The organism is Falsiruegeria litorea R37, from assembly GCF_900172225.1.
GTDB lineage: Bacteria > Pseudomonadota > Alphaproteobacteria > Rhodobacterales > Rhodobacteraceae > Falsiruegeria > Falsiruegeria litorea.
This window is the reverse complement of the sequence record NZ_FWFO01000005.1, coordinates 89376-110728: the sequence shown is the minus strand read 5'-3', so window position 1 is coordinate 110728 and position 21353 is coordinate 89376. Positions and strand designations below refer to the sequence as shown.

The window sequence follows — 21353 nt, the reverse complement described above, 5'->3', positions numbered from 1 at the left end:
TCAGGCCCCAGGGGGTTCGAGATGGGTCGCGGTGGCGTTCCAAAGGATCACACGGATGGTCCAGACCGCAAATGCATTGCCACAGGCGAAGTGCAGCCGAAATTTGGGCTGATTCGCTTTGTGGTGGGCCCTGACGGTCAGGTCTTTCCGGACGTGATGGGCAAACTCCCCGGTCGCGGCGCCTATGTCGCAGCCGACCGGGAGGCACTGACTAAAGCCGTGCAGAAGAAGTTGTTTTCCCGCAGCTTCAAGATGCAGGTGACCGTGGCAAACGACTTGGTCGAAGACGTCGAACGTCTTTTGACCCGCCGCGTGATCGACCTGCTGAGCCTTGCGCGCAAATCCGGCGATGCGGTCGCCGGGTATGAAAAGGTCAAATCAATGCTCGACAGGGAAGAGGCGCAGATATTGCTGCAAGCCTCGGACGGGTCGGGACGCGGGAAATCGAAATTGAGCACGCCACACCTGGGCAAATACATCGGTTGGCTGACGGCAGACGAGTTAGGCATGGCATTTGGACGCCAAACTGTGATACATGCCGCCCTCGCCTCTGGTGGACTCAGTAAACGTGTTGTAGAGGAAGCGCAGCGTTTGCGTGGCGTGCGCGAAACGGATGACGGCGGCAAGGGCCGCACGGAAGGGTAGTTAGGCTTTATGAGCGATAGTGACGGCAAAAAGACATTGGGTCTGCGTGGGTCCCGCCCGGGGAATGTGAAACAGAGTTTCAGCCACGGACGGACCAAGAATGTCGTGGTGGAAACCAAACGCAAGCGCGTGGTGGTTCCCAAGCCCGGCGCTGGCAAACCTGGGGGGTCAACCCCTTCGGGTGATCCGTCGCGTCGCCCGGCTGGTATTACTGATGCGGAAATGGCACGCCGCCTGAAGGCCGTTCAGGCCGCCAAGGCCCGCGAGGCGGAAGAAGTCGCCAAGCGCGCAGCCGAAGAAAAGGCCCGCGAGGAAGAACGCGCCCGTCGCCGTGCCGAGGCTGAAGCCAAGGAACGCGAAGAGAAAGAGCGCGCTGAACGTGCCCGCCAAAAGGCCGAAGAAGAAGAGCGTAAGCGCAAGGAAGCCGAAGAGGCCGCCAAACGCGCCGCTGCAGCCCCGACGCCCAAAGCCGATACGCCTACTTCCCGCCCGACACCGAACAAACCGGCACCTGCCGCAACCCCGCGCAAGGCTGACCGCGAGCGTGAACAGCGCAACACCCGTGGCAAAGGTCGCGACGACGGTCGTCGTTCGGGCAAACTGACCCTCGGCCAGGCCACCGGTGGCGAAAGCAACCGTCACCGTTCGATGGCATCGATGAAGCGCAAGCAAGAGCGTGCGCGTCAGAAAGCCATGGGCGGTTCGGTCGAGCGCGAAAAGGTATTCCACGACGTTCAGCTGCCAGAGACCATCGTCGTCTCTGAGCTGGCCAACCGCATGGCCGAGCGTGTTGCAGACGTCGTCAAATCGCTCATGAACATGGGCATGATGGTTACGCAAAACCAGACCATCGACGCAGATACAGCCGAACTGATCATCGAAGAGTTTGGCCACAAGGTGACCCGCGTTTCGGACTCGGACGTCGAAGACGTCATCAAAGAGGTCGAAGACAAGGACGAAGATCTGCAGTCGCGTCCCCCGGTCATCACCATCATGGGTCACGTCGACCACGGCAAAACCTCGATCCTGGACGCCATCCGCAACGCCCGCGTTGTGGCAGGCGAGGCCGGCGGCATCACCCAGCACATCGGTGCCTATCAGGTGAAAACCGAAAGCGGCGCGGTGCTGAGCTTCCTGGATACTCCGGGCCACGCGGCCTTTACCTCGATGCGCTCGCGTGGTGCTCAGGTGACCGACATCGTGGTTCTGGTTGTGGCTGCTGACGATTCGGTCATGCCGCAGACGATTGAGGCCATCAATCACGCCAAGGCGGCCGAAGTGCCGATGATCGTGGCGATCAACAAATGCGACAAACCCGCCGCCGACCCCAACAAGGTCCGCGCGGAACTGCTGCAGCACGAAGTGATCGTCGAAGCCATGTCGGGCGAAGTGCAGGACGTCGAAGTGTCCGCGCACACCGGTCAGGGCCTGGACGAACTGCTGGAGGCCATCGCGCTTCAGGCGGAAATCCTGGAACTCAAGGCCAACCCGGCACGTGCTGCTCAGGGCGCCGTGATCGAAGCTCAGTTGGACGTGGGCCGCGGCCCCGTTGCCACCGTTCTGATTCAGAACGGCACACTGCGCCAGGGCGACATCTTTGTTGTGGGTGAGCAGTACGGTAAGGTCCGTGCGCTGATCAACGACAAGGGCGAGCGCGTCAAAGAGGCTGGCCCCTCGGTTCCGGTCGAGGTTCTGGGCCTGAACGGCACACCCGAAGCGGGCGACGTTCTGAACGTGACCGAGACCGAAGCGCAGGCGCGCGAGATCGCGGAATATCGCGAGCAAGCCGCCAAGGACAAACGTGCTGCTGCTGGTGCTGCAACCACGCTGGAACAGCTGATGCAGAAGGCCAAGGAAGACGAAAACGTTTCCGAGCTGCCGATCCTGGTCAAAGCCGACGTGCAGGGTTCTGCCGAAGCCATCGTTCAGGCGATGGAAAAGATCGGCAACAACGAAGTGCGCGTGCGCGTGCTGCACTCGGGCGTGGGTGCGATCACCGAAACCGACATCGGCCTGGCCGAAGCATCGGGCGCACCGGTCATGGGCTTCAACGTCCGCGCCAACGCATCGGCGCGGAACACCGCCAACCAAAAAGGTGTCGAAATCCGTTATTACTCGGTCATTTATGACCTGGTAGACGACGTCAAAGCCGCCGCATCGGGCCTGCTGAGCGCCGAGATCCGCGAAAACTTCATCGGCTACGCCGAAATCCGCGAAGTCTTCAAGGTCACAGGCGTGGGCAAAGTTGCCGGCTGTCTGGTCACCGAAGGCGTCGCGCGCCGTTCCGCAGGCGTACGCCTGCTGCGCGACAACGTTGTGATCCACGAAGGCACGCTGAAAACCCTCAAGCGCTTCAAGGACGAAGTGGCCGAGGTCCAGTCAGGTCAAGAATGCGGTATGGCGTTCGAGAACTACGACGATATCCGCGCAGGCGACGTAATCGAAATCTTCGAGCGCGAAGAGGTCACTCGGACCCTCGACTAATCGAAATTCAGCTGAAATTGAAAACGGCGGCTCCCATGGGGCCGCCGTTTTTCATTCAAGGGTTCAAAAACAAAAAGGGGACAGCCAAAGCCATCCCTTTTTTGCAGTCAGTGTGAGCGGTGGTGCAATTTGCAGTTACGCGGCAGCCGTAATTGGCTTACCGACGTACACCTTATCATCCACCCGGACGGCGATACGTCCATTTGGCAGACTACGGACAAATGTGCCTTGGATAGAGACGCAGGAGCCGATTGTGATCGTACGAAGCAAGTCAAATCCTCCCCAAAGGAATAGACAACCTAAGCATACCATAAAGGAGAGTGAAAATACACCGAAACTCTACCTTTGATTTCTTAGGGTTAAGGAAAAAGGCACAAAATATCGGTGAAAAAAGGGGGCTCGACCCAGATCTGCGAGGGCCGACAACCGGCCAAACTCGCCTTAAGCGCGAATCACGGCGGCGTTACAGCCAATCCCTGAGTATCGGAATCAGCGGAACGTCAGCCGCCGGCATGGGATAATCCCGAAGCTCATTCGCCTTGACCCACTTCAACGCCTGTCCCTCTTTTGACTGGGGAATGCCTTCCCACTTGCGGCAAGCAAAGAGCGGCATCAGCAAGTGAAAATCATCATAGCTGTGGCTGGCAAAAGTCAGCGGTGCCAGGCATGATGCCCAGGTATTGATCCCCAGCTCTTCCTCCAACTCACGGATCAGGGCGACCTCTGGCGTCTCCCCAGCCTCGACTTTGCCGCCCGGAAACTCCCACAGGCCCGCCATGGATTTGCCTTCGGGACGCTGCGCCAGCAGCACTCGTCCGTCGACGTCAATCAGCGCAACCGCTGACACCAGAACTGTTTTCATGAGCGATAGTCCGCGTTGATCTCAATATATCCATGGGTCAGATCACAGGTCCAAACAGTCGACTGCCCATCACCCAGCCCCAAATCCACAGCGATCACAAGCTCTTGGCCTTTCATGTAAGCGGCAGCCTCATCTTCGGAGTAGTTCGGGCTGACCCAGCCGTTTTCAGCCACCAGAATTTCCCCGAACGAGATGCTCAGCTTGTCGCGATCTGCCGCAGCACCCGACTTGCCGATGGCCATGACCACGCGGCCCCAATTGGGATCTTCCCCCGCCACGGCGGTCTTGATCAGCGGAGAGTTCGCAATCGCCAGTCCGTGGACTTTGGCATCTGCGTCCGAAGCAGCACCCGACACGCGGATTTCGACGAACTTGGTCGCGCCTTCACCGTCACGCACCACCTGATGCGCCAAGTCCAGCATCACGCCATTCAGCGCCTTGGCAAAGGCTGCATTGCCCGTGGCATCAACACCGGACGCGCCTGTCGCACACAGCAGCAAACTGTCCGAGGTCGAGGTGTCGCTGTCCACGGTGATGCAGTTGAACGACGTGTCCGTCTGGCTGCTCAGCATCGCCTGCAGCGCGCTCTGTTCGACCTTGGCATCCGTGAAAATGTAAACAAGCATCGTCGCCATGTCCGGCGCAATCATTCCCGAGCCCTTGGCGATGCCTGCAATCGACACCCTCTGACCGTCAATATCGACCTGCGCACTTGCCCCCTTGGGGAAGGTATCGGTGGTCATGATGGCACGTGCGGCGTCTTCGATCGCATCACTCGACAGCGCACCATTTAGCGCGTCCAGCTGCGCCAGAATGCGGTCGTGCGCCAAAGGCTCGCCGATCACGCCGGTGGATGAGGTGAATACCCGTTCAACCGCAACACCCGTCACATCCGCAACTGCCTGCGTCACTGCTGCGACCGAAGCCTGGCCATAATGCCCGGTAAACGCGTTGGCATTGCCCGAGTTCACCAGGATCGCGGCCGGGCCATCACTGGCCCCGCCAATTTTTTCCTGACAGTCCAAAACCGGAGCGGCACGGGTGGCCGAGCGTGTGAACACGCCCGCCACTGATGTGCCTGGATCAAGAACCGCCAGCATGACGTCGGTTCGGCCCTGATACCGCACGCCCGCCTCAACGGTGGCAAATCGCACACCATCAATGACCGGCAGCTTAGGAAACGCAGCAGGCGCCAGAGGCGAGACTTTGGTGATCGTGGCCATGGGGCTTACTCCTGAACCAATTCGACGTTGCGCAGGATCGAAGGTTCGAGCCCCTCGACCTCGGGGCGCTCGATCTCGCCTGCTTTGGTCAGCTCGGCCACTTTTGCGTCAACCGCGTCCTGCTGGATCTTGGTCGCCAACTCACCGCGCACTTCGTCCAGCGTGGGCGCTTCGGCCTTGCGCTTGTCGCTGAGCAAAACAACGTGCCAGCCGAACTGGGTCTTGACCGGGTCCGAAACATCTCCGGGGTTCAGATCAACAACGGCCGCTTCGAATTCGGGCACCATGGCGCCCATACCGAACCAACCCAGCGAACCGCCGTTGGGGCCGGACGGACCTGTCGATTTTTCCTTTGCCATCGCGGCAAAATCCGCGCCATTGTCCAGATCAGCCTTGATCGCTTTGGCCTCTTCCTCGGTCTCGACCAGGATGTGCGAGGCTTGGAATTCGTCGCCGCCTGTCCAATCCGAATACTTAGCGTCATAGGCCGCCTGCACCGCGTCGTCCGACATCGCACCGCTGGCGATGTCTTCCAATACATCGGCGGCCAACAGCGAGCGTTTCTCGTTTTCCAGCGCCAGCGCAACATGCTTGGGCACGTCCGCGCCGCGGGATTGCCCCAACAGGTTCTGCTGGATCAGTTGATCCAGGATCGCCTGATACAGCACCTCATCTGGCAGTTGCTGATACTGCTGCGGCAGCGCGGCCCGTGCCAGGATCATGTGACCCAATGTGATCTCTTCGCCATTGACGCTGGCAACAACCGTATCGGCCGTCGGTTTGGTCTCGGCTGCCAAGGGCAGGGCCATAACCGCGGCAAGCGCCAGCGATGGCAAAAAAGTGAGGCCTTTGGGCATTCAAATCATCCTATTCTCAGGCCGCGACGGGGCGCGGCGTTGACACTCTATGACCTGCCGCTTACATCGCTTGAAGCCTAGGACAGGACCGCCTTTCACCCCCCGTATCTATGGGTTGAGCGCAAGGCGGGCAAGCCTGTCGAAAAGCACGATGCTGATAGATCCGTTGGAGTGAACATGCTGGGATTCGGAACGCTTGCCAAAAAGGTCTTCGGAACGCCGAACGACCGCAAGATCAAGGCGACCCGCCCGCTGATCGCCAAGATCAACGCACTTGAAGAAGAGTTCGAAAAACTGTCGGACGAGGGTCTGATCGAAAAGACCGCCGAGTTGCGCAAACGCGCGCTGGACGGCGAAAAACTGGACGACCTGCTGCCCGAAGCCTTTGCCAACTGCCGCGAAGGTGCCAAGCGGGCCCTGGGCCTGCGTGCGTTCGACACACAGTTGATGGGCGGCGTGTTCCTGCATCAGGGCAACATCTCGGAAATGAAGACGGGTGAGGGCAAGACCCTTGTCGCAACCTTCCCGGCCTATCTGAACGCGCTGACCGGCAAGGGCGTTCATGTTGTGACCGTCAACGAATACCTGGCCAAACGTGACTCGGAATGGATGGGCAAAGTGTTCGGCGCGCTCGGCATGACCACTGGTGTGGTCTATTCCAACCAGCCCGACGCCGAAAAGATGGCGGCCTATTCCAGCGATGTCACCTATTCGACCAACAACGAATTGGGCTTTGACTATCTGCGCGACAACATGAAGTCCGAGCTGGATCAGGTGTTCCAGAAGTATCACAACTTCGCCATCGTGGATGAAGTCGACTCGATCCTGATCGACGAGGCGCGGACACCGCTGATCATCTCGGGCCCCGCTCAGGACCGCTCGGATCTGTATGTCGCCATTGATGCCGTGATCCCGTCGCTGACTGACGAGCATTTCGAGCTGGATGAAAAAACCCGCAATGTGACCTTTACCGACGAGGGCAACGAGTTCCTCGAAGAGCAGCTCAAGGCTCGCGGTCTGTTGGAAGCAGAGCAATCCCTCTATGACCCGGAAAGCACCACCGTTGTGCACCACGTCAATCAGGGTCTGCGCGCGCACAAGCTGTTTACCCGCGACAAGGACTATATCGTTCGCGATGGCGAGATCATTCTGATCGACGAATTCACCGGTCGCATGATGCCTGGCCGCCGCCTGTCGGATGGTCTGCATCAGGCGATCGAGGCCAAGGAAAATGCTCAGATCCAGCCGGAAAACGTGACGCTCGCCAGCGTAACCTTCCAGAACTACTTCCGCCTGTATGACAAACTGTCGGGCATGACCGGCACCGCCGCGACCGAAGCCGAAGAATTTGGCGAGATCTACAATCTGGGCGTCGTCGAGGTTCCGACCAACCGCCCGATCGCCCGCGCCGACGAAGATGATCAGGTCTATCGCACCGCGAAAGAGAAATACGAGGCGATGATCCGCGAGATCAAAAAATCATACGAAAAGGGTCAGCCGGTTCTGGCAGGCACCACCTCGATCGAGAAATCGGAAATGCTCAGCCAGATGCTGACCGCCGAAGGGATCAAGCACAACGTCCTGAACGCGCGCCAGCACGAGCAAGAGGCGCAAATCGTCGCTGATGCGGGCCGTCTGGCCGCCGTGACCATCGCCACCAACATGGCCGGTCGTGGCACTGACATTCAGCTGGGCGGCAACGTCGAGATGAACGTGCTCGAAGCCATCGCAGCCAACCCCGAGGCCGATCCGGCTGAGCTGCGCGCCCAAGAAGAGGCGCGCCACGCTGAAGAAAAGCAAAAGGTGCTCGATGCGGGCGGTTTGTTTGTTCTGGCATCCGAACGCCACGAAAGCCGCCGCATCGACAACCAGCTGCGCGGCCGTTCGGGCCGTCAGGGGGACCCAGGTCGCACCGTGTTCTTCCTGAGCCTTGAAGACGACCTGATGCGCATCTTTGGCTCGGAACGTCTGGACAAAGTCCTCACGACCCTGGGCATGAAAGAGGGCGAGGCGATCATCCACCCTTGGGTGAACAAATCGTTGGAACGCGCCCAAGCCAAGGTCGAAGGCCGCAACTTTGACATCCGTAAGAACGTTCTGAAGTTCGACGACGTGATGAACGATCAGCGTAAGGTGATCTTTAGCCAGCGCCGCGAGATCATGTCCGCCGATGATCTGAACGAGATCGTGTCTGACATGCGCGAGCAGGTGATCGACGACCTGATCGACCAGCACATGCCGCCCAAGACCTATGCCGACCAATGGGACACCGAAGGTCTGCACACCTCGGTCATGGAAAAGCTGGGCGTCGACGTGCCGGTTGTCGAATGGGCCGCCGAAGAAGGCGTCGATGACGAAGAAATTCGCGAGCGTCTGGTCAAAGCCACGGACGAGCAGATGGCCAAGAAGGCCGTCGATTTCGGCCCCGAAAACATGCGCAACATCGAAAAGCAGGTTCTGCTGCAGACCATCGACAGCAAATGGCGCGAGCACCTGCTGACGCTGGAGCATCTGCGCTCGGTCGTGGGGTTCCGGGGTTATGCGCAACGGGATCCGCTGAACGAATACAAGAACGAAAGCTTCCAGCTGTTCGAAGGCATGCTTGACGGGCTGCGCGAAACCGTGACCCAACAGTTGGCCATGGTGCGTCCGCTGACCGAAGAAGAGCAGCGCCAGATGCTGGCCCAAATGCAGGCACAACAGGCGCAGATGCAACAAACCGCCGCGGATGCCACCAATCAAGCCGAAGCCATTGCCGAGGCCGAAGCTTCGGGCGATGCCCTGCCCGGCTTTGACGAGAACGACCCCAGCACCTGGGGTAACCCGTCACGCAACGACAAATGCCCCTGCGGATCGGGCAAGAAATTCAAACACTGTCACGGTCGGCTGGCGTAAGTCCTGCCTTATCTCTGACAAAATGAATCCCAAAGGCGGCCACACCATGGCCGTCTTTTTTAACGACACTGCCTCTGAGCCAATGTGTGATGAGGTGTGGAATGTTGCCTGCTCGACGTAGAATCCTGATGGCCGCCGGTACGGCGACCTGCGCGCTTGCAACCGGGTACCTGATGCAACAGGACAGCCCCTACCGGAACCCCAACATCGCGACCAAACCGGCCATCGTCTCGGCAGTGCCTGCGGTGCCGGAACAGGTCATCGCCGCCAACACGGTGAGTGAAGACATCGTGCTGGACAGCGTCCAGGACATTACGCTGACCTCGGCCCTGCCTGACATGCCAGCGCCACGCCGCCTGCCCGACGCCCCTTTTGAAAGCGCAAACCCCGAGCGTAATCTGCTGGATGGTGCTGTTCTGCCCGCGACACCGCAAGACCCCGAGGTGCCCCAACTGGGATGCGCGGTCACAGCCACAACAACATCTGCTCCAATGGCAAGCGTTGCCCTTTCGGTTGATGCGCCGTGCTATGGCAACCAGCGTGTCAGCGTGCATCACAGCGGTCTGATTTTCACTGAAATCACCGACGAAGACGGACAGTTGAATGTCACCATTCCCGCCCTGTCCGAAAACGCAGTCTTTGTTGTGGCCTTTGGCAACGGCAAGGGCGCTGTGGCCATGACGCAAGTTCCTGATCTTGATCAGATCGACCGCGTTGCCGTGCAATGGGCTGACCGCGCTGGCCTGCAGATCCACGCGCGGGAATTCGGTGCAGGTTACGGCGAAAACGGTCACGTCTGGTCGGACGCCACCCAAGCGGGCCAGGGCACGTTCACCCATCTGGGCCGCAACGACACGTTTGAACCGCAATTGGCCGAGGTCTACAGCTTTCCCCGCGGCACCGCGACCCAAGCAGGCACCGTGACGCTGAGCATCGAGACCGAAGTGACCACTGCCAATTGTGGACGCGAAATTTCGGCACAATCTCTGGAACGACGCAACGGCACCCCGTTGCGCACACGCGACCTGACCTTGTCAATCCCCGGATGTGACGCCGCAGGTGATTTTCTGGTGTTGAATAATCTGGTCGAAGACCTGAAAATCGCGGCCAAATGATCCGCAGGTAATTTCAGGTTTCTCATGGCTTGGTCTCGTGCGGCGGTTTTCGCCGCACTTATTCTTTTTGTCGCTCCGTTCGCCGGCTTTGCGCAGGACATCACGTTGACGTCGCGCGACGGCAAGGTCGAAATCAACGGAACCCTGCTGGGTTACGATGGCGAGTTTTATCGCGTTGACACGCAGTTTGGCGAGTTGACGGTCGATGGCTCGGGCGTCACGTGCGATGGCCCGGCCTGCCCTAGCCTGGTGGATTTTGTCGCCAAGATCACGCTGTCCGGGTCCTCGACCATGGCCGAGGTGCTGTTGCCCGCCCTGATCGAAGGGTTCGCCCTGCGAAATGGCTATCAGGCGCAACGCAAGAACCAAGGGCCCGGTCAATTCCTCTACAGCCTCAGCCAGGGCCCCGGAACCGCACCGATTGCCGAGTTCACCTTTCGCGTCACCACAACCGACGAGGGCTTTGCTGATCTGCTGGCCAATGAGGCCGACATTGTCATGGCCTTGCGAGAAATCCGACCCGAAGAACGCCAATTGGCACGCGAGGCTGGCATGGGCGACATGACCGGCACCAATCGCTCGCGCGTGCTGGCGCTGGACGCGATGGTGCCCATTGTGGCGCCGGGCAACCCGGTGCACCGTATCTCATTGCCGGAGCTGGCTGACGTTTACGCGGGCAAGATCACCAACTGGCAGGATCTCGGCGGACCCGACGCGCCGATCTCGGTGCATCTGCCATCCGCCGGATCCGGCCTTGCCCAAGCCGCCGAAGATCGCCTGTTACGTCCACTGGAAACTCCGCTGGTGGCAAATGTCATACGGCACAAACGAAGCAGCGATCTGGCCCGTGCCATCACAACCGACCCCTTTGGCATCGGCATTGCCAGCTTTGCCGAAACCGGCACAGCGCGCGCGCTGACGCTGACCGGCACCTGTGGCTTTTCCCTGTCTGCCAGCCGCCGCACGATCAAGACCGAGGATTATCCGCTCAATTCGCCGATGTTCCTCTACCTGCCCGCCCGGCGCCTGCCCGACGTGGCGCGGCAGTTCCTGTCCTACACCCGCAGCCCAGCAGCTCAGATCGTGATCCGGCGTGCGGGTTTTGTAGATCAGACACCCGAGCTGATTTCGGTGAACGCTCAAGGTGATCGAATGGCCAACGCCATCGCCGCCGCCGGGGAAGAAGTCCCGCTGGACGAGATACAGCGCATGATCACGCGCCTTTCCCCCATGACCCGGCTGTCCACCTCGTTCCGCTTCGAAACTGGTTCAACCCGGCCTGACGCCCAATCCCGCGCCAATATCATCCAACTAGCCCGCGCGCTTGAAGCTGGGCAATACGACGCTCGCCAACTCGCGTTTGTGGGTTTCAGCGATGGCGAGGGGCCCGCTGCAGGCAACCAAAAGATCGCCCAGAAACGCGCGGAAGCGGTCCGTGATGCCGTCCTGCGCGCCGCTGAAACCGCCAACGCTGACCGGATCGACATTAGCGTCGACGCCTTTGGCGAGGCTATGCCCATGGCTTGCGACGACAGCGACTGGGGCCGCCAAACAAACCGCCGGGTTGAGGTTTGGGTGCGCTAAGCCCCTTCACCTTTCAGAAATACTCCGGGGGAGGAGCGCAGCGACGGGGGCAGCGCCCCCTTACAAATAGCCCTCGGCCCGAAAGCTCAACTCGGTCGATTTCCCGATGATCAGGTGATCATGCAACGTCAGACCAAGTGCAACGCAAGCGCTTTGGATCTGGTTGGTCATATCGACGTCCGACTGTGATGGTGTGGGGTCACCCGATGGATGATTGTGCACCAAGATGAGCGCCGAGGCATTCAGCTCCAGCGCCCGTTTCGCCACCTCGCGCGGGTAGACCGGAACATGATCCACGGTGCCGCGCGCCTGTTCCTCGTCTGCGATCAGCACGTTCTTGCGGTCCAGGTAGAACACCCGGAATTGCTCGATCTCACGATGCGCCATAGTGGTATGGCAATAATCCAGCAGCGCATCCCAGCCCGAAATCACCTGCCGCTGCATCACCCGCGCCCGCGCCATCCGATGGGCCGAGGCCTCAAGGATCTTGAGGTCCGTGATCACCGCGTCGCCCACGCCCTTGACCTCTTGTAGCCGCTCAACCGGGGCTGTCAGCACCCGGTTGAAATCACCAAAGGTATCCAGCAGCAACCGCGCCAGAGGCTTCACATCCTGACGCGGGATCGAGCGGAACAGCACCAGCTCCAATAGCTCATAATCCGGCATGGCCGCCGCCCCGCCCTCCATGAACCGCTCACGCAGGCGTTTGCGGTGATCCTTGATGTAAGACGGCAACCGACCCGTCGGCAGCGGGGCCTCGGGCGCCTCATCGAGGTCAAACAGCATCGGGGCTTCGGCAAAGGCATTTTGGGTCATATTCTCAGCCTCCGCCCGAATCGGTTTCTGAAAGGTTAACCGCCCTCGCCAGCCATGCGTGTTGTGGCCTTGCGCACGGCAATGTGCAGCAGGACAGAAAACACGCCAAGCGTCAGCATCGCGGCAAACATCAGATCGGTTTTAGCTCGACCGTTGGCCAGAAGCATCAGATAGCCCAGCCCCTTGGACGCGCCCACCCATTCGCCAATCACAGCCCCGATCGGCGCATAAACCGCCGCCAGTCGCAGACCCGACGCCAGATTCGGCAAGGCCGCCGGAATGCGGATGTGCCAAAGCACCGCGCGCGGACTCGCCTGCATCGTACGCGCCAGATCCAGGTAACCGGGCGGCGTACGCATTAATCCATCAAAAAACGACGACGTCACCGGAAAATAGATGATCAAGACAGCCATCGCCACCTTGGACCACAGCCCATACCCCAGCCACAGCGTCAGGATCGGCGCCAGCGCAAAGACCGGCAAAGCTTGTGTAAACACCAGCATTGGCTGCACCAGAACCCGCGCCACGCGCGAGGTCGCCAGCTGAATCGCGGTTACAATCCCCAACGTCGCCCCGGCGGCCAAACCGATTACAACTTCGATCCCAGTGATCAACGTGTGTTCGGCAATGATTGCTCGGTTCTTCCACCAGGTTTCCGCCACCAAAAGCGGTCCGGGCAGGATGAATTTGGGCAGGTCCGTCAGGGTGACAATCAGTTGCCAGACAGCCACCGCAAAGGCAGCAGCCGCCAAGGCGGGAAGGTAACGCGTCATGCGGCTTCTCCCCTCAATAGGCGCAGCAAGGCCGCTTGGGCCGCCAAAGTCTCCAGATCGTCCACCTTACGCGGAACACCAGCCTGCGGCGGCGGGCAATGGGTCAGCCCCGATTGCTCCATGACGACGATGGAATGCCCAAGCCGAGCGGCCTCTCCCGGATCATGGGTCACCAGCAAGACCGTGCGCCCCGCAAGCAATTCCACCGCCAGATCTTGCATGTCCGCTCGCGTCTGCGCGTCCAGTGCCGAAAACGGTTCATCCAGCAAGATGACAGGCTTGTCCTCCATCAACGTGCGTGCAAGCGCCACGCGCTGCCGTTGCCCGCCCGAGAGTTCCGTTGGTTTCTTGTCGGCGTGTTCGGTCAATCGCACGCGACCAAGCAACCGTTGCAACCGCGCCTGATCGGGCTTTTCGCCCCGCAATCGCGCCCCCAACGTGATGTTCTGCGTCACGGTTGCCCAAGGCAGCAACAGATCGTCCTGCGCCATGTAGGCCACGCGCGGCACGACCTCACCGCTATCCGATGCGGTGATGGAGCCGTCAAACACCGCCCCTGTCTGCAGCCCGGCGATCAACCGGAGCACAGTGGATTTGCCAACGCCCGAGCCGCCCAACAGGCAGGTCCATTTCCCCGCTACCAATGACAGCGACAGCGGCGCAAAAAGCTGCGCCGTGCCGATGTTGGCCTGCCCCTGAAAGGTGACCTCGGGCGCGTTCATTATGGGGTCATCCCCATCTGCCAGAATCCGACCTCAAGCTGGGTCGCCATGTTGAAGGTCTGACACAGGCCATCCCAACGCGGCAGTTGGTCATAACTGTCACCCAAACGGCGCGCCAACGCACCATCCAGCAGCTCACCCACAGCGCGGACCGACCCCTGATACTCATCACCCGCATAGGTGTTGATCCAATCACGATAGGTCTCGCTGGTGGCCTCGTCCGACAGACGCACACCGATCTCGCCATAGCCCATGACGCAAGGGGCAAGTGCTGCCAGCAGGCTGAGCAGATCGCCGGAATAGCCCGCTTCGAGCACGAAGCGGGTATAGGCCAGGTTTTCGGGCCGCTCGGGCGTAGCGAACAGTTCGTCCTGAGAAATCCCCGCTTCGGCACATATGCCGATGTGCAGCTTCATTTCTTCGCTGATCAGACCGTTCACCGTGGCCGAGGCCAGCAGCATTTCCTCGTGCGTTTCCGATTTCACCACCGCCAGCGCCCAGGCACGACTGAAATGAACCAGGAACACATAGTCCTGCCGCAGGTAATGCAGAAACGCTTCCCGCGGGAGGGTGCCGTCTTTCATCCCCTCCACGAAAGCGTGGCGGGTATAGTCCCGCCACACATCGCCCGCAGCCGCGCGCATCAGGCCGAAGGCGCGGCCATAATCGGGTGCGCCGCTCATTTCGCGGTCACGTCCACGGCAATCGCGTCAACCGGGTTGATGCTGTCGATCATGCCGCTGTCTTTCAGGAACGCTTCGAACCGGGCATAGCGGCCGTGATCGAAACCGGCGGGACGCAGGGCAAAACGCGGCAGGGTGTCGACCCAGGCGCGGGCGTTCAGCTCATCCTGCAGCTCGGTCGAGGTACTCGAGAAGATTTTCCAGCTGTCTTCGGGGTTGTTGACGATGTATTGGGTCGCCAGCTCGGTCGCGCGCAGGAAGCGGGCCACTTTGTCGGCATCCATCGTCTCGGGGTTCGCCACATAGATCAGTTCGTCATAGGACGGCACGCCCTCTTCCTCGATGTAGAAGCAGGTGCCCGGCTCGCCTTCGATGTCCATCTGGTTCAGCTCAAAGTTCCGGTAGGCACCGATCACGGCATCCACCTGACCCGACATCAACGACGGCGAGAGCGAGAAGTTGACGTTGATCATCTCAACATCGCTTAAGCTGACGTCATACTTGCCCAGAACCGCACCCAGAACCGCCTCTTCGACACCAGCGACCGAGAAACCGATTTTCTTGTCTTTCAGGTCGGCGGGCGATTTGATCGGGCCGTTTTCCAGAACCAGCAGGCAGTTCAGCGGGGTCGCAACCAGGGTGCCAACACGCTTGAGCGGTAGGCCCTCGTGGATTTGCAGGTGCAGCTGCGGCTGGTAGGACACGGCCAGATCGGCCTGACCAGCCGCAACCAGACGCGGCGGGGCCGACGGGTCGGCGGGTGGAACGATCTCAACCTCAAGGCCCTGATCGGCGAAATAGCCCTTTTCCTGCGCCACGATGATCGGCCCGTGGTCGGGGTTGATGAACCAATCCAGCAGGACGGTCATCTTGTCGGCGGCCATCGCCGGGGTTGCGGCCAGCATGGCCAAGGCGGTCAGCATTTTTTTCATGTTCGCGTTTCCTTGTGCTTCATGAGGTTGCGGCCGCGACAAGAACAATCTCGCCCGGCCAAATCTGTTGAATGCGCTCTGCCGTGCGCCAGGCCCTAAGGCCCGTGGCACAACACAGCGCAATGCGGGTTTCGGGGGTGGGCAGATGGTTCTGCACCTCCTCCGGCAGGATGCGGTTGGCAGAAGCATGGATAGGCTCTGGGGCCTCCTCAGCTCCGCGAAGTTCGACGATCATGTCCTGATCGGTCAGTTCAGATGGGGCCGCAAAACGCAAAGCCGTTTCCGGCTCAGGGGCACCCTCAAAGCGGAACGCGGTACTGCGATAGGTCTGCGCGTCGAATTGCACCATCTGGCCCAAGGGCGACGGGGCCATGCCCAGCAGAACTGCCAGTGCCATTTGTGCCTGTAGAGCGCCGATCATGCCCACGACCGGGCCCAAAACACCTGCTGTGGCGCAGCTTGCGCCGCTGTCGGGAGCCTCCGGGAAAATGGCGCGCAAGGAAGGCGCGCCGCCGCAGAACCCACCGACATAGCCACCCAGCCCAAGCACCGAGGCGCTGATCAACGGCTTGCCTTGCTTGAGACATTCGTCACTGAGCGTATAACTGGCCGCGTAGCTGTCGGCACAGTCCAGAACCAAATCGGCCTTAGCAACCAATTCAGCTACATTTGCCGGTGTTAGAGCCTGTTTTCTTACCTCAACAGTGATCTCCGAGTTGATCGCACGGCAGCGCCCTGCCGCCACTTCGGCCTTGGACGCATCACAATCCGCTTCGGTAAACAGCGTCTGCCGGTGCAAATTAGACAGGGCAACAACGTCCGCGTCCAGCAACAGCAGATGTCCCACACCAGCCCCCGCCAGCAAAGGCAAAGCAGGAGCCGCCAACCCGCCGCAGCCCACCACCAGAACACGGGCGCGAGAAAGGCGATCCTGCCCCTGCGTCCCGACTTGCGGCAAGATCATCTGGCGGGCGTAACGGTTCATCTGGTCGCCTCAAGCCACTGACGCACGCGACCTTCGGGGTCGTCGTTCAGAGTGATGTCGGTCACAGCCGATACGATGTCTGCACCGGCCTCCAAAACGCCCGGTGCGCGCTCGACACTCATCCCGCCGATACCAACCAGGGGGATGTCGCGCACGCGCTCTTTCCATTCGGTCACGCGCGGCAGGCCCTGTTGGTGCCATTTCATCTTTTTCAGGATGGTCGGATAGACCGGACCAAGCGCAACATACTCCGGATCCATCGCCAGAACCCGCTCCAATTCGTCATCGTCATGGGTCGAAACACCCAGCTTTAGACCCGCTTTTCGGATCGCAGACAGGTCCGCGTCATCCAGATCTTCTTGCCCCAGATGCAGCCATTCAACGCCCAGATCAATCGCAGCCTGCCAATAGTCGTTGATCACAAGTGTGCAGCCATGATCGGCGCACAAATCACGACCCTTGGCGATCTGCGCACGGATCACATCGTCCGGCTGATCCTTGATCCGCAGCTGCACCAGCTTGATACCCAGAGGCAGCATCCGCTCCAGCCAGTCGGTGTGGTCAAAGATGGGATAAAAACGATCCAGGCTCATGACAGAAATGCCTTTCCAATGACAGGAGTCGAAGGCTCGGCCATATCGCGCGCCTCGATCGGGTCGGCCTGATGCGCCAAACGCCCGGCCTGGACCGCCAGCGCCATGGCCTTGGCCATCAACTGCGGCTCGCCTGCGCGCGCGACGGCTGTGTTCAGCAGCACGGCGTCATAGCCCAACTCCATCGCGTGTGACGCATGGGACGGCAGACCAATGCCCGCGTCCACCACCAGCGGCACATCGGGGAATTCGGCCCGCATCGCGCGCAGGGCGTATTCGTTGTTCAGCCCCCGGCCCGAACCAATCGGCGCGCCCCAGGGCATCAGCACCTCACACCCGGCTTCTAGCAACCGTTCGCCTACGATCAAATCGTCGGTGGTATAGGGGAACACCTGAAACCCGTCTTCGGTCAGGATGCGCGCGGCCTCGACCAGTTGGAACACATCCGGCTGCAGACTATCGGTATGCCCGATCAGCTCCAGCTTGATCCATTTGGTGTCGAACACCTCGCGCGCCATATGGGCGGTGGTGACGGCCTCTTTCACCGTGTGGCAACCAGCTGTGTTGGGCAGGATCAGCACGCCCAGGTCCTGGATCATTTTCCAAAACGTCTGTCCTGCGCCGCCTTCACGTCGCAGCGACACCGTCGCCACACCCGCACCACTGTCACGGAACGCTTGCTCCAGGATCGCGGGGCTGGGATATTGCGCTGTGCCCAACATCAGCGGGTTGGGCAGCTCAGTGCCATACAGCGTCCGCATCACCTCAGCCCCCCTGCATCGGGGCGAGCACTTCGACCCGGTCGCCATCATTCAGCCGGTGACCGGCGCGCAGGGACGAGGGTACAAAATCCTCATTCACTGCCGTGGCAACCCTGCCCGAATAACCGCACTCATCAAGCAAAGCGGCCAAGGTCTCGGCGGCCACCTCGCGGGGTTCGCCATTAAGCACGATCTTCATCGACCATCTCCGAATGTTTGTTGTCCAGCACCAGGTCCGCGACACCACGCGCAACCGCAGGCGCCAGCAGATACCCGTGCCGATAAAGGCCATTGGCATAAACCCGCCCGCCGATCCGGCGAATACGCGGCAGGTTGTCAGGAAACGCAGGTCGCAGATCGACACCGATTTCCAGAACCTCGGCCTCGCCAAAGGCCGGGTTGAGTGCATAGGCGGAGCTGAGCAATTCCAACATCGAGCGCGCGGTGATGCGACCCGAATCCTCACTTTCGATCATCGTGGCGCCCAGCATGTAAACGCCATCGCCACGCGGCACGATGTAAAGCGGCAGGCGGGGGTGCAACAGTCGAACAGGCCGGGTTAGAGCCACATCAGGGGCGCGGATCACCAACATTTCGCCCTTGACGCCGCGCAGATCAGTCAGCGTATCGCGTGCGGACAGACCCCTGCAATCAATGACGTTTTCCAAGCCTTCCGGAGCAACGGTTTGATGAAAGGTCACACCCTTATCGACCAGCGCTGCATGCAGATCGGCCAATGCCTTTCGGGGATCGAGATGCGCCTCCTTGTCAAAGTACAACCCTTTGCCGAACGCCCCCAAATCAGGCTCTAACTCGGCGATTTCGCCGCGCCCAACATCAATAAACCCCTCGGTCCGTCGTGAAAACCGGCGTAGATCAGGCAGGTCGCGCGCGTTGGCAACCACCAATGTTCCCACATAAGTCACATCCGTCTTGTCGGCCCACCATCCGATAGCCTCTTGCCCCAGACGCAGCACGGGCTCTTCGGCGTTCTCATATTCACACCAGGGCGCCAACATGCCCCCGGCCCACCATGAACAGCCATGCGGCCCTGGGGGGCCAGCGGGGTCATAGACATTCACCGTGGCGCCACGCGCAACCAGTTCGGTCGCGACCGACAGACCGGCAACGCCCGCCCCTATGACGGAAAAATCGCTCATGCCCAGACCTTGTGGAAGTGATGCACAGGCCCATGGCCGTGGCCGACGCCCAGAGTGTCGGCCTGAGCAATCGCGCCCTGCAGATATGCGTGTGCTTGCGCGACCGCCTCGGGCAGGTCCAATCCCTTGGCGAGACCAGCCGCAATTGACGAAGACAAAGTGCAGCCAGTTCCATGAGTGTTCTTGGTATCCCGACGCGGCGCAGCGTAATCGCCCGCAACGCGTTCATCAGCCAGCAGCAGATCATGGCAGACGTCGCCTTCGGCATGACCGCCCTTCATCAGCACCGCATTGGCCCCCAGTGAACACAGAGCCATCCCCTGCTCTACCATCTCTTCGGGGGTTTCGGCGACCATCCGGTCCAGCAAACACGCGGCCTCGGGGAGGTTCGGCGTTAGAACGGTGGCGCGCGGCAAGAGCACATCGCGCAGGGTTTGCACCGCCTCGCGCGCCAGCAAGGCGTCACCAGATTTGGCGATCATCACCGGGTCGAGCACCACAGGACCGTCGAAACCTGTGATTCCATCAGCAACTGTTTGAATGATCTCGGGCGTGGCCAGCATACCGATCTTGATCGCACCCACGTTCAGATCGGACAGAACCGCATCGATTTGCGCCGCAATCACATCCAGCGGAATGCCATGCACCGCCGTCACCGCTTGTGTATTCTGCGCCGTCACGGCGGTGATCACACTTGCACCGTAAACACCCAGCGCTGACATCGCCTTGAGGTCCGCCTGAATGCCCGCGCCGCCGCCGCTGTCGGATCCGGCGATTGTAAGCGCAATTGATGCCATCGGTTGCTCCATCATCTAGGTGGGCAATCGGAGCATGGAAGGTGAGCCTGTGACTAAGACCGTTTCCTACGCCGGAATTGCCCGGATCAGGTTCGATGGGTTGGTGGTAGACACCTCTCAGCCAATGCAGGCACCCCAACGGTTGGCGCGAACATCTCAGGGGTTGGGCAGTTTATCAATAGCCAAAAGCCTTGTTTTGTGGGTCCAGTCTGGACTTATTGACCTTTCCAGATACAAAAAAGGCCGCCCATTTGACGGGGCGGCCCTTGTTTTGGAGTGTGCTGGTGTCAGCCCTTCATGCCATCCCAAAAGGATTTGACCGACGAGAAGAAGGTCTTGCCTTCGGGGTTGTTGTCCTCGCTCAAGTCCTCAAACTCTCGCAGCAGTTCTTTTTGGCGGCTGGTCAGGTTGACCGGCGTCTCTACGGCAAGTTCGATGAACATATCGCCGACGCCACCGCCGCGCAGGGCAGGCATCCCCTTGCCACGCAGACGCATCTGACGACCAGATTGGCTGCCAGCAGGGATCTGCACCCGGCCACGACCGCCATCAATGGTCGGCACTTCGATCGAACCACCCAAAGCAGCATTCGCCATCGAAACCGGCACACGACAATAGAGGTTCACGCCATCGCGTTCGAACAGTTCGTGCTGGGCCACCTCAACAAAGATGTATAGATCGCCCGGAGGACCACCGCGCATCCCGGCCTCGCCCTCGCCAGCCAGGCGAATGCGGGTGCCAGTTTCGACACCGGCAGGGATATTCACAGACAACGCGCGATCTTTTTCGACGCGGCCTGCGCCCTGGCAAGACTTACAGGGGTTCTTGATGATCTGACCCAGGCCCGAACAGGTCGGGCAGGTCCGCTCTACTGTAAAGAAGCCCTGCTGTGCACGCACCTTGCCCATGCCCGAACAGGTCGGGCAGGTGGTGGGTTCGACACCACCTTCGGCGCCGCTGCCGTCGCAGGACGAACAGCTAACCGCAGTCGGCACGTTGATTGTCTTTTGCATGCCGGCAAAGGCATCATCCAGAGACACTCGCAGGTTATAACGCAAATCCGAACCGCGCGCGGCACGACGTCCACCGCCACCGCGTTGGCCACCCATGAAATCGCCAAAGAGATCGTCAAACACGTCCGAGAACGCTGACGAGAAATCGCCAGAGCCGAAGCCAGCACCGGGACGACCACCGCCGCCGCCCATGCCATTTTCAAACGCAGCGTGACCAAAGCGGTCATAGGCTGCCTTTTTCTCGGCGTCCTTCAGGACCTCATAGGCTTCGTTGGCCTCTTTGAACTGAGATTCTGCGTCTGGATTGTCCTTGTTGCGGTCAGGATGCAATTCCTTGGCCTTCTTGCGAAAGCCCTTCTTGATCTCGTCCGCCGAAGCGCCCTTGGCCACGCCGAGCACGTCATAATAGTCACGTTTTGACATCCGTTATTCCTTCTGCCTCAACGAAAGAGG

The 21353-nt window shown here is 60.4% G+C and carries 20 protein-coding genes and 1 riboswitch; of the genes, 5 read left to right on the top strand and 15 right to left on the bottom strand.

The window, feature by feature from the left end:
* Positions 1 to 21 precede the first annotated feature (21 nt).
* On the top strand, positions 22 to 645 hold the full coding sequence (locus tag TRL7639_RS20355) for an RNA-binding protein (RefSeq protein ID WP_085797736.1): 624 nt from the start codon (positions 22 to 24) through the stop codon (positions 643 to 645).
* Between the two features lie 9 nt (positions 646 to 654).
* The gene (infB, locus tag TRL7639_RS20350; protein WP_085797735.1) at positions 655 to 3129 is read left to right on the top strand and encodes a translation initiation factor IF-2; all 2475 of its coding nucleotides are present in this window, start codon (positions 655 to 657) and stop codon (positions 3127 to 3129) included.
* A 463-nt stretch (positions 3130 to 3592) separates the two neighbouring features.
* Here the strand turns inward: infB and mutT are convergent, their stop codons facing one another.
* Genes mutT through TRL7639_RS20335 form a run of 3 tightly spaced genes read right to left on the bottom strand, consistent with a single transcriptional unit; the run spans position 3593 to position 6071 of the window.
* Positions 3593 to 3991 (bottom strand): 8-oxo-dGTP diphosphatase MutT, encoded by a 399-nt coding sequence (gene mutT / locus TRL7639_RS20345; protein WP_085797734.1) that lies wholly within the window; start codon positions 3989 to 3991, stop codon positions 3593 to 3595.
* Positions 3988 to 5214: a bifunctional glutamate N-acetyltransferase/amino-acid acetyltransferase ArgJ gene (argJ, locus tag TRL7639_RS20340; protein ID WP_085797733.1), complete on the bottom strand. Its 1227-nt coding sequence runs from the start codon at positions 5212 to 5214 to the stop codon at positions 3988 to 3990. The genes mutT and argJ overlap by 4 nt, the downstream gene beginning before the upstream one ends.
* A gap of 5 nt (positions 5215 to 5219) precedes the next feature.
* The gene (locus TRL7639_RS20335; protein ID WP_085797732.1) at positions 5220 to 6071 is read right to left on the bottom strand and encodes a peptidylprolyl isomerase; all 852 of its coding nucleotides are present in this window, start codon (positions 6069 to 6071) and stop codon (positions 5220 to 5222) included.
* A 177-nt stretch (positions 6072 to 6248) separates the two neighbouring features.
* On the opposite strand from TRL7639_RS20335, the gene secA reads away from it, so the two are divergent.
* The 3 genes from secA to TRL7639_RS20320 all read left to right on the top strand — a co-directional run bounded on the left by secA (position 6249) and on the right by TRL7639_RS20320 (position 11665).
* Positions 6249 to 8966, top strand: a complete 2718-nt coding sequence (gene secA / locus TRL7639_RS20330) for a preprotein translocase subunit SecA (RefSeq protein ID WP_085797731.1) — start codon at positions 6249 to 6251, stop codon at positions 8964 to 8966.
* A 128-nt stretch (positions 8967 to 9094) separates the two neighbouring features.
* The gene (locus tag TRL7639_RS20325) at positions 9095 to 10081 is read left to right on the top strand and encodes a hypothetical protein (RefSeq protein WP_085797730.1); all 987 of its coding nucleotides are present in this window, start codon (positions 9095 to 9097) and stop codon (positions 10079 to 10081) included.
* A gap of 24 nt (positions 10082 to 10105) precedes the next feature.
* The gene (locus TRL7639_RS20320; protein WP_085797729.1) at positions 10106 to 11665 is read left to right on the top strand and encodes a substrate-binding domain-containing protein; all 1560 of its coding nucleotides are present in this window, start codon (positions 10106 to 10108) and stop codon (positions 11663 to 11665) included.
* 60 nt (positions 11666 to 11725) lie between these two features.
* Here TRL7639_RS20320 and radC read toward each other — a convergent pair whose 3' ends face one another.
* The 12 genes from radC to dnaJ all read right to left on the bottom strand — a co-directional run bounded on the left by radC (position 11726) and on the right by dnaJ (position 21323).
* Positions 11726 to 12481 carry a RadC family protein gene (radC, locus tag TRL7639_RS20315; RefSeq protein WP_085797728.1) on the bottom strand — a complete coding sequence of 252 codons (756 nt, stop codon included), beginning with the start codon at positions 12479 to 12481 and terminating at the stop codon, positions 11726 to 11728.
* Positions 12482 to 12516: 35 nt separating this feature from the next.
* Positions 12517 to 13254: an ABC transporter permease gene (locus tag TRL7639_RS20310; RefSeq protein ID WP_085797727.1), complete on the bottom strand. Its 738-nt coding sequence runs from the start codon at positions 13252 to 13254 to the stop codon at positions 12517 to 12519.
* Positions 13251 to 13976, bottom strand: a complete 726-nt coding sequence (locus TRL7639_RS20305; RefSeq protein WP_085797726.1) for an ABC transporter ATP-binding protein — start codon at positions 13974 to 13976, stop codon at positions 13251 to 13253. Before TRL7639_RS20305 ends, TRL7639_RS20310 begins: the two co-directional genes overlap by 4 nt.
* Positions 13976 to 14659 (bottom strand): thiaminase II, encoded by a 684-nt coding sequence (gene tenA / locus TRL7639_RS20300; RefSeq protein WP_085797725.1) that lies wholly within the window; start codon positions 14657 to 14659, stop codon positions 13976 to 13978. Before tenA ends, TRL7639_RS20305 begins: the two co-directional genes overlap by 1 nt.
* Entirely contained in the window at positions 14656 to 15591 is a 936-nt protein-coding gene (locus tag TRL7639_RS20295; protein WP_085797724.1) for an ABC transporter substrate-binding protein, read from the bottom strand. Before TRL7639_RS20295 ends, tenA begins: the two co-directional genes overlap by 4 nt.
* Positions 15592 to 15610: 19 nt before the next feature.
* Positions 15611 to 16576, bottom strand: a complete 966-nt coding sequence (locus TRL7639_RS20290) for a HesA/MoeB/ThiF family protein (RefSeq protein WP_085797723.1) — start codon at positions 16574 to 16576, stop codon at positions 15611 to 15613.
* Complete coding sequence (locus TRL7639_RS20285; protein ID WP_085797722.1) at positions 16573 to 17169, bottom strand: thiamine phosphate synthase; 597 nt, start codon at positions 17167 to 17169, stop codon at positions 16573 to 16575. Before TRL7639_RS20285 ends, TRL7639_RS20290 begins: the two co-directional genes overlap by 4 nt.
* Positions 17166 to 17930: a thiazole synthase gene (locus tag TRL7639_RS20280; RefSeq protein WP_085797721.1), complete on the bottom strand. Its 765-nt coding sequence runs from the start codon at positions 17928 to 17930 to the stop codon at positions 17166 to 17168. The genes TRL7639_RS20285 and TRL7639_RS20280 overlap by 4 nt, the downstream gene beginning before the upstream one ends.
* Before the next feature lie 4 nt (positions 17931 to 17934).
* Positions 17935 to 18129 (bottom strand): sulfur carrier protein ThiS, encoded by a 195-nt coding sequence (gene thiS / locus TRL7639_RS20275; protein WP_085797720.1) that lies wholly within the window; start codon positions 18127 to 18129, stop codon positions 17935 to 17937.
* Positions 18113 to 19090: an FAD-dependent oxidoreductase gene (locus TRL7639_RS20270; RefSeq protein WP_085797719.1), complete on the bottom strand. Its 978-nt coding sequence runs from the start codon at positions 19088 to 19090 to the stop codon at positions 18113 to 18115. Before TRL7639_RS20270 ends, thiS begins: the two co-directional genes overlap by 17 nt.
* On the bottom strand, positions 19087 to 19887 hold the full coding sequence (gene thiD / locus TRL7639_RS20265) for a bifunctional hydroxymethylpyrimidine kinase/phosphomethylpyrimidine kinase (protein WP_085797718.1): 801 nt from the start codon (positions 19885 to 19887) through the stop codon (positions 19087 to 19089). The genes TRL7639_RS20270 and thiD overlap by 4 nt, the downstream gene beginning before the upstream one ends.
* Before the next feature lie 46 nt (positions 19888 to 19933).
* A riboswitch (TPP riboswitch) is annotated at positions 19934 to 20035 on the bottom strand.
* 139 nt (positions 20036 to 20174) lie between these two features.
* Positions 20175 to 21323, bottom strand: coding sequence for a molecular chaperone DnaJ (gene dnaJ / locus TRL7639_RS20260; protein ID WP_085797717.1), 1149 nt, complete (start codon positions 21321 to 21323; stop codon positions 20175 to 20177).
* Positions 21324 to 21353: the final 30 nt, after the last annotated feature.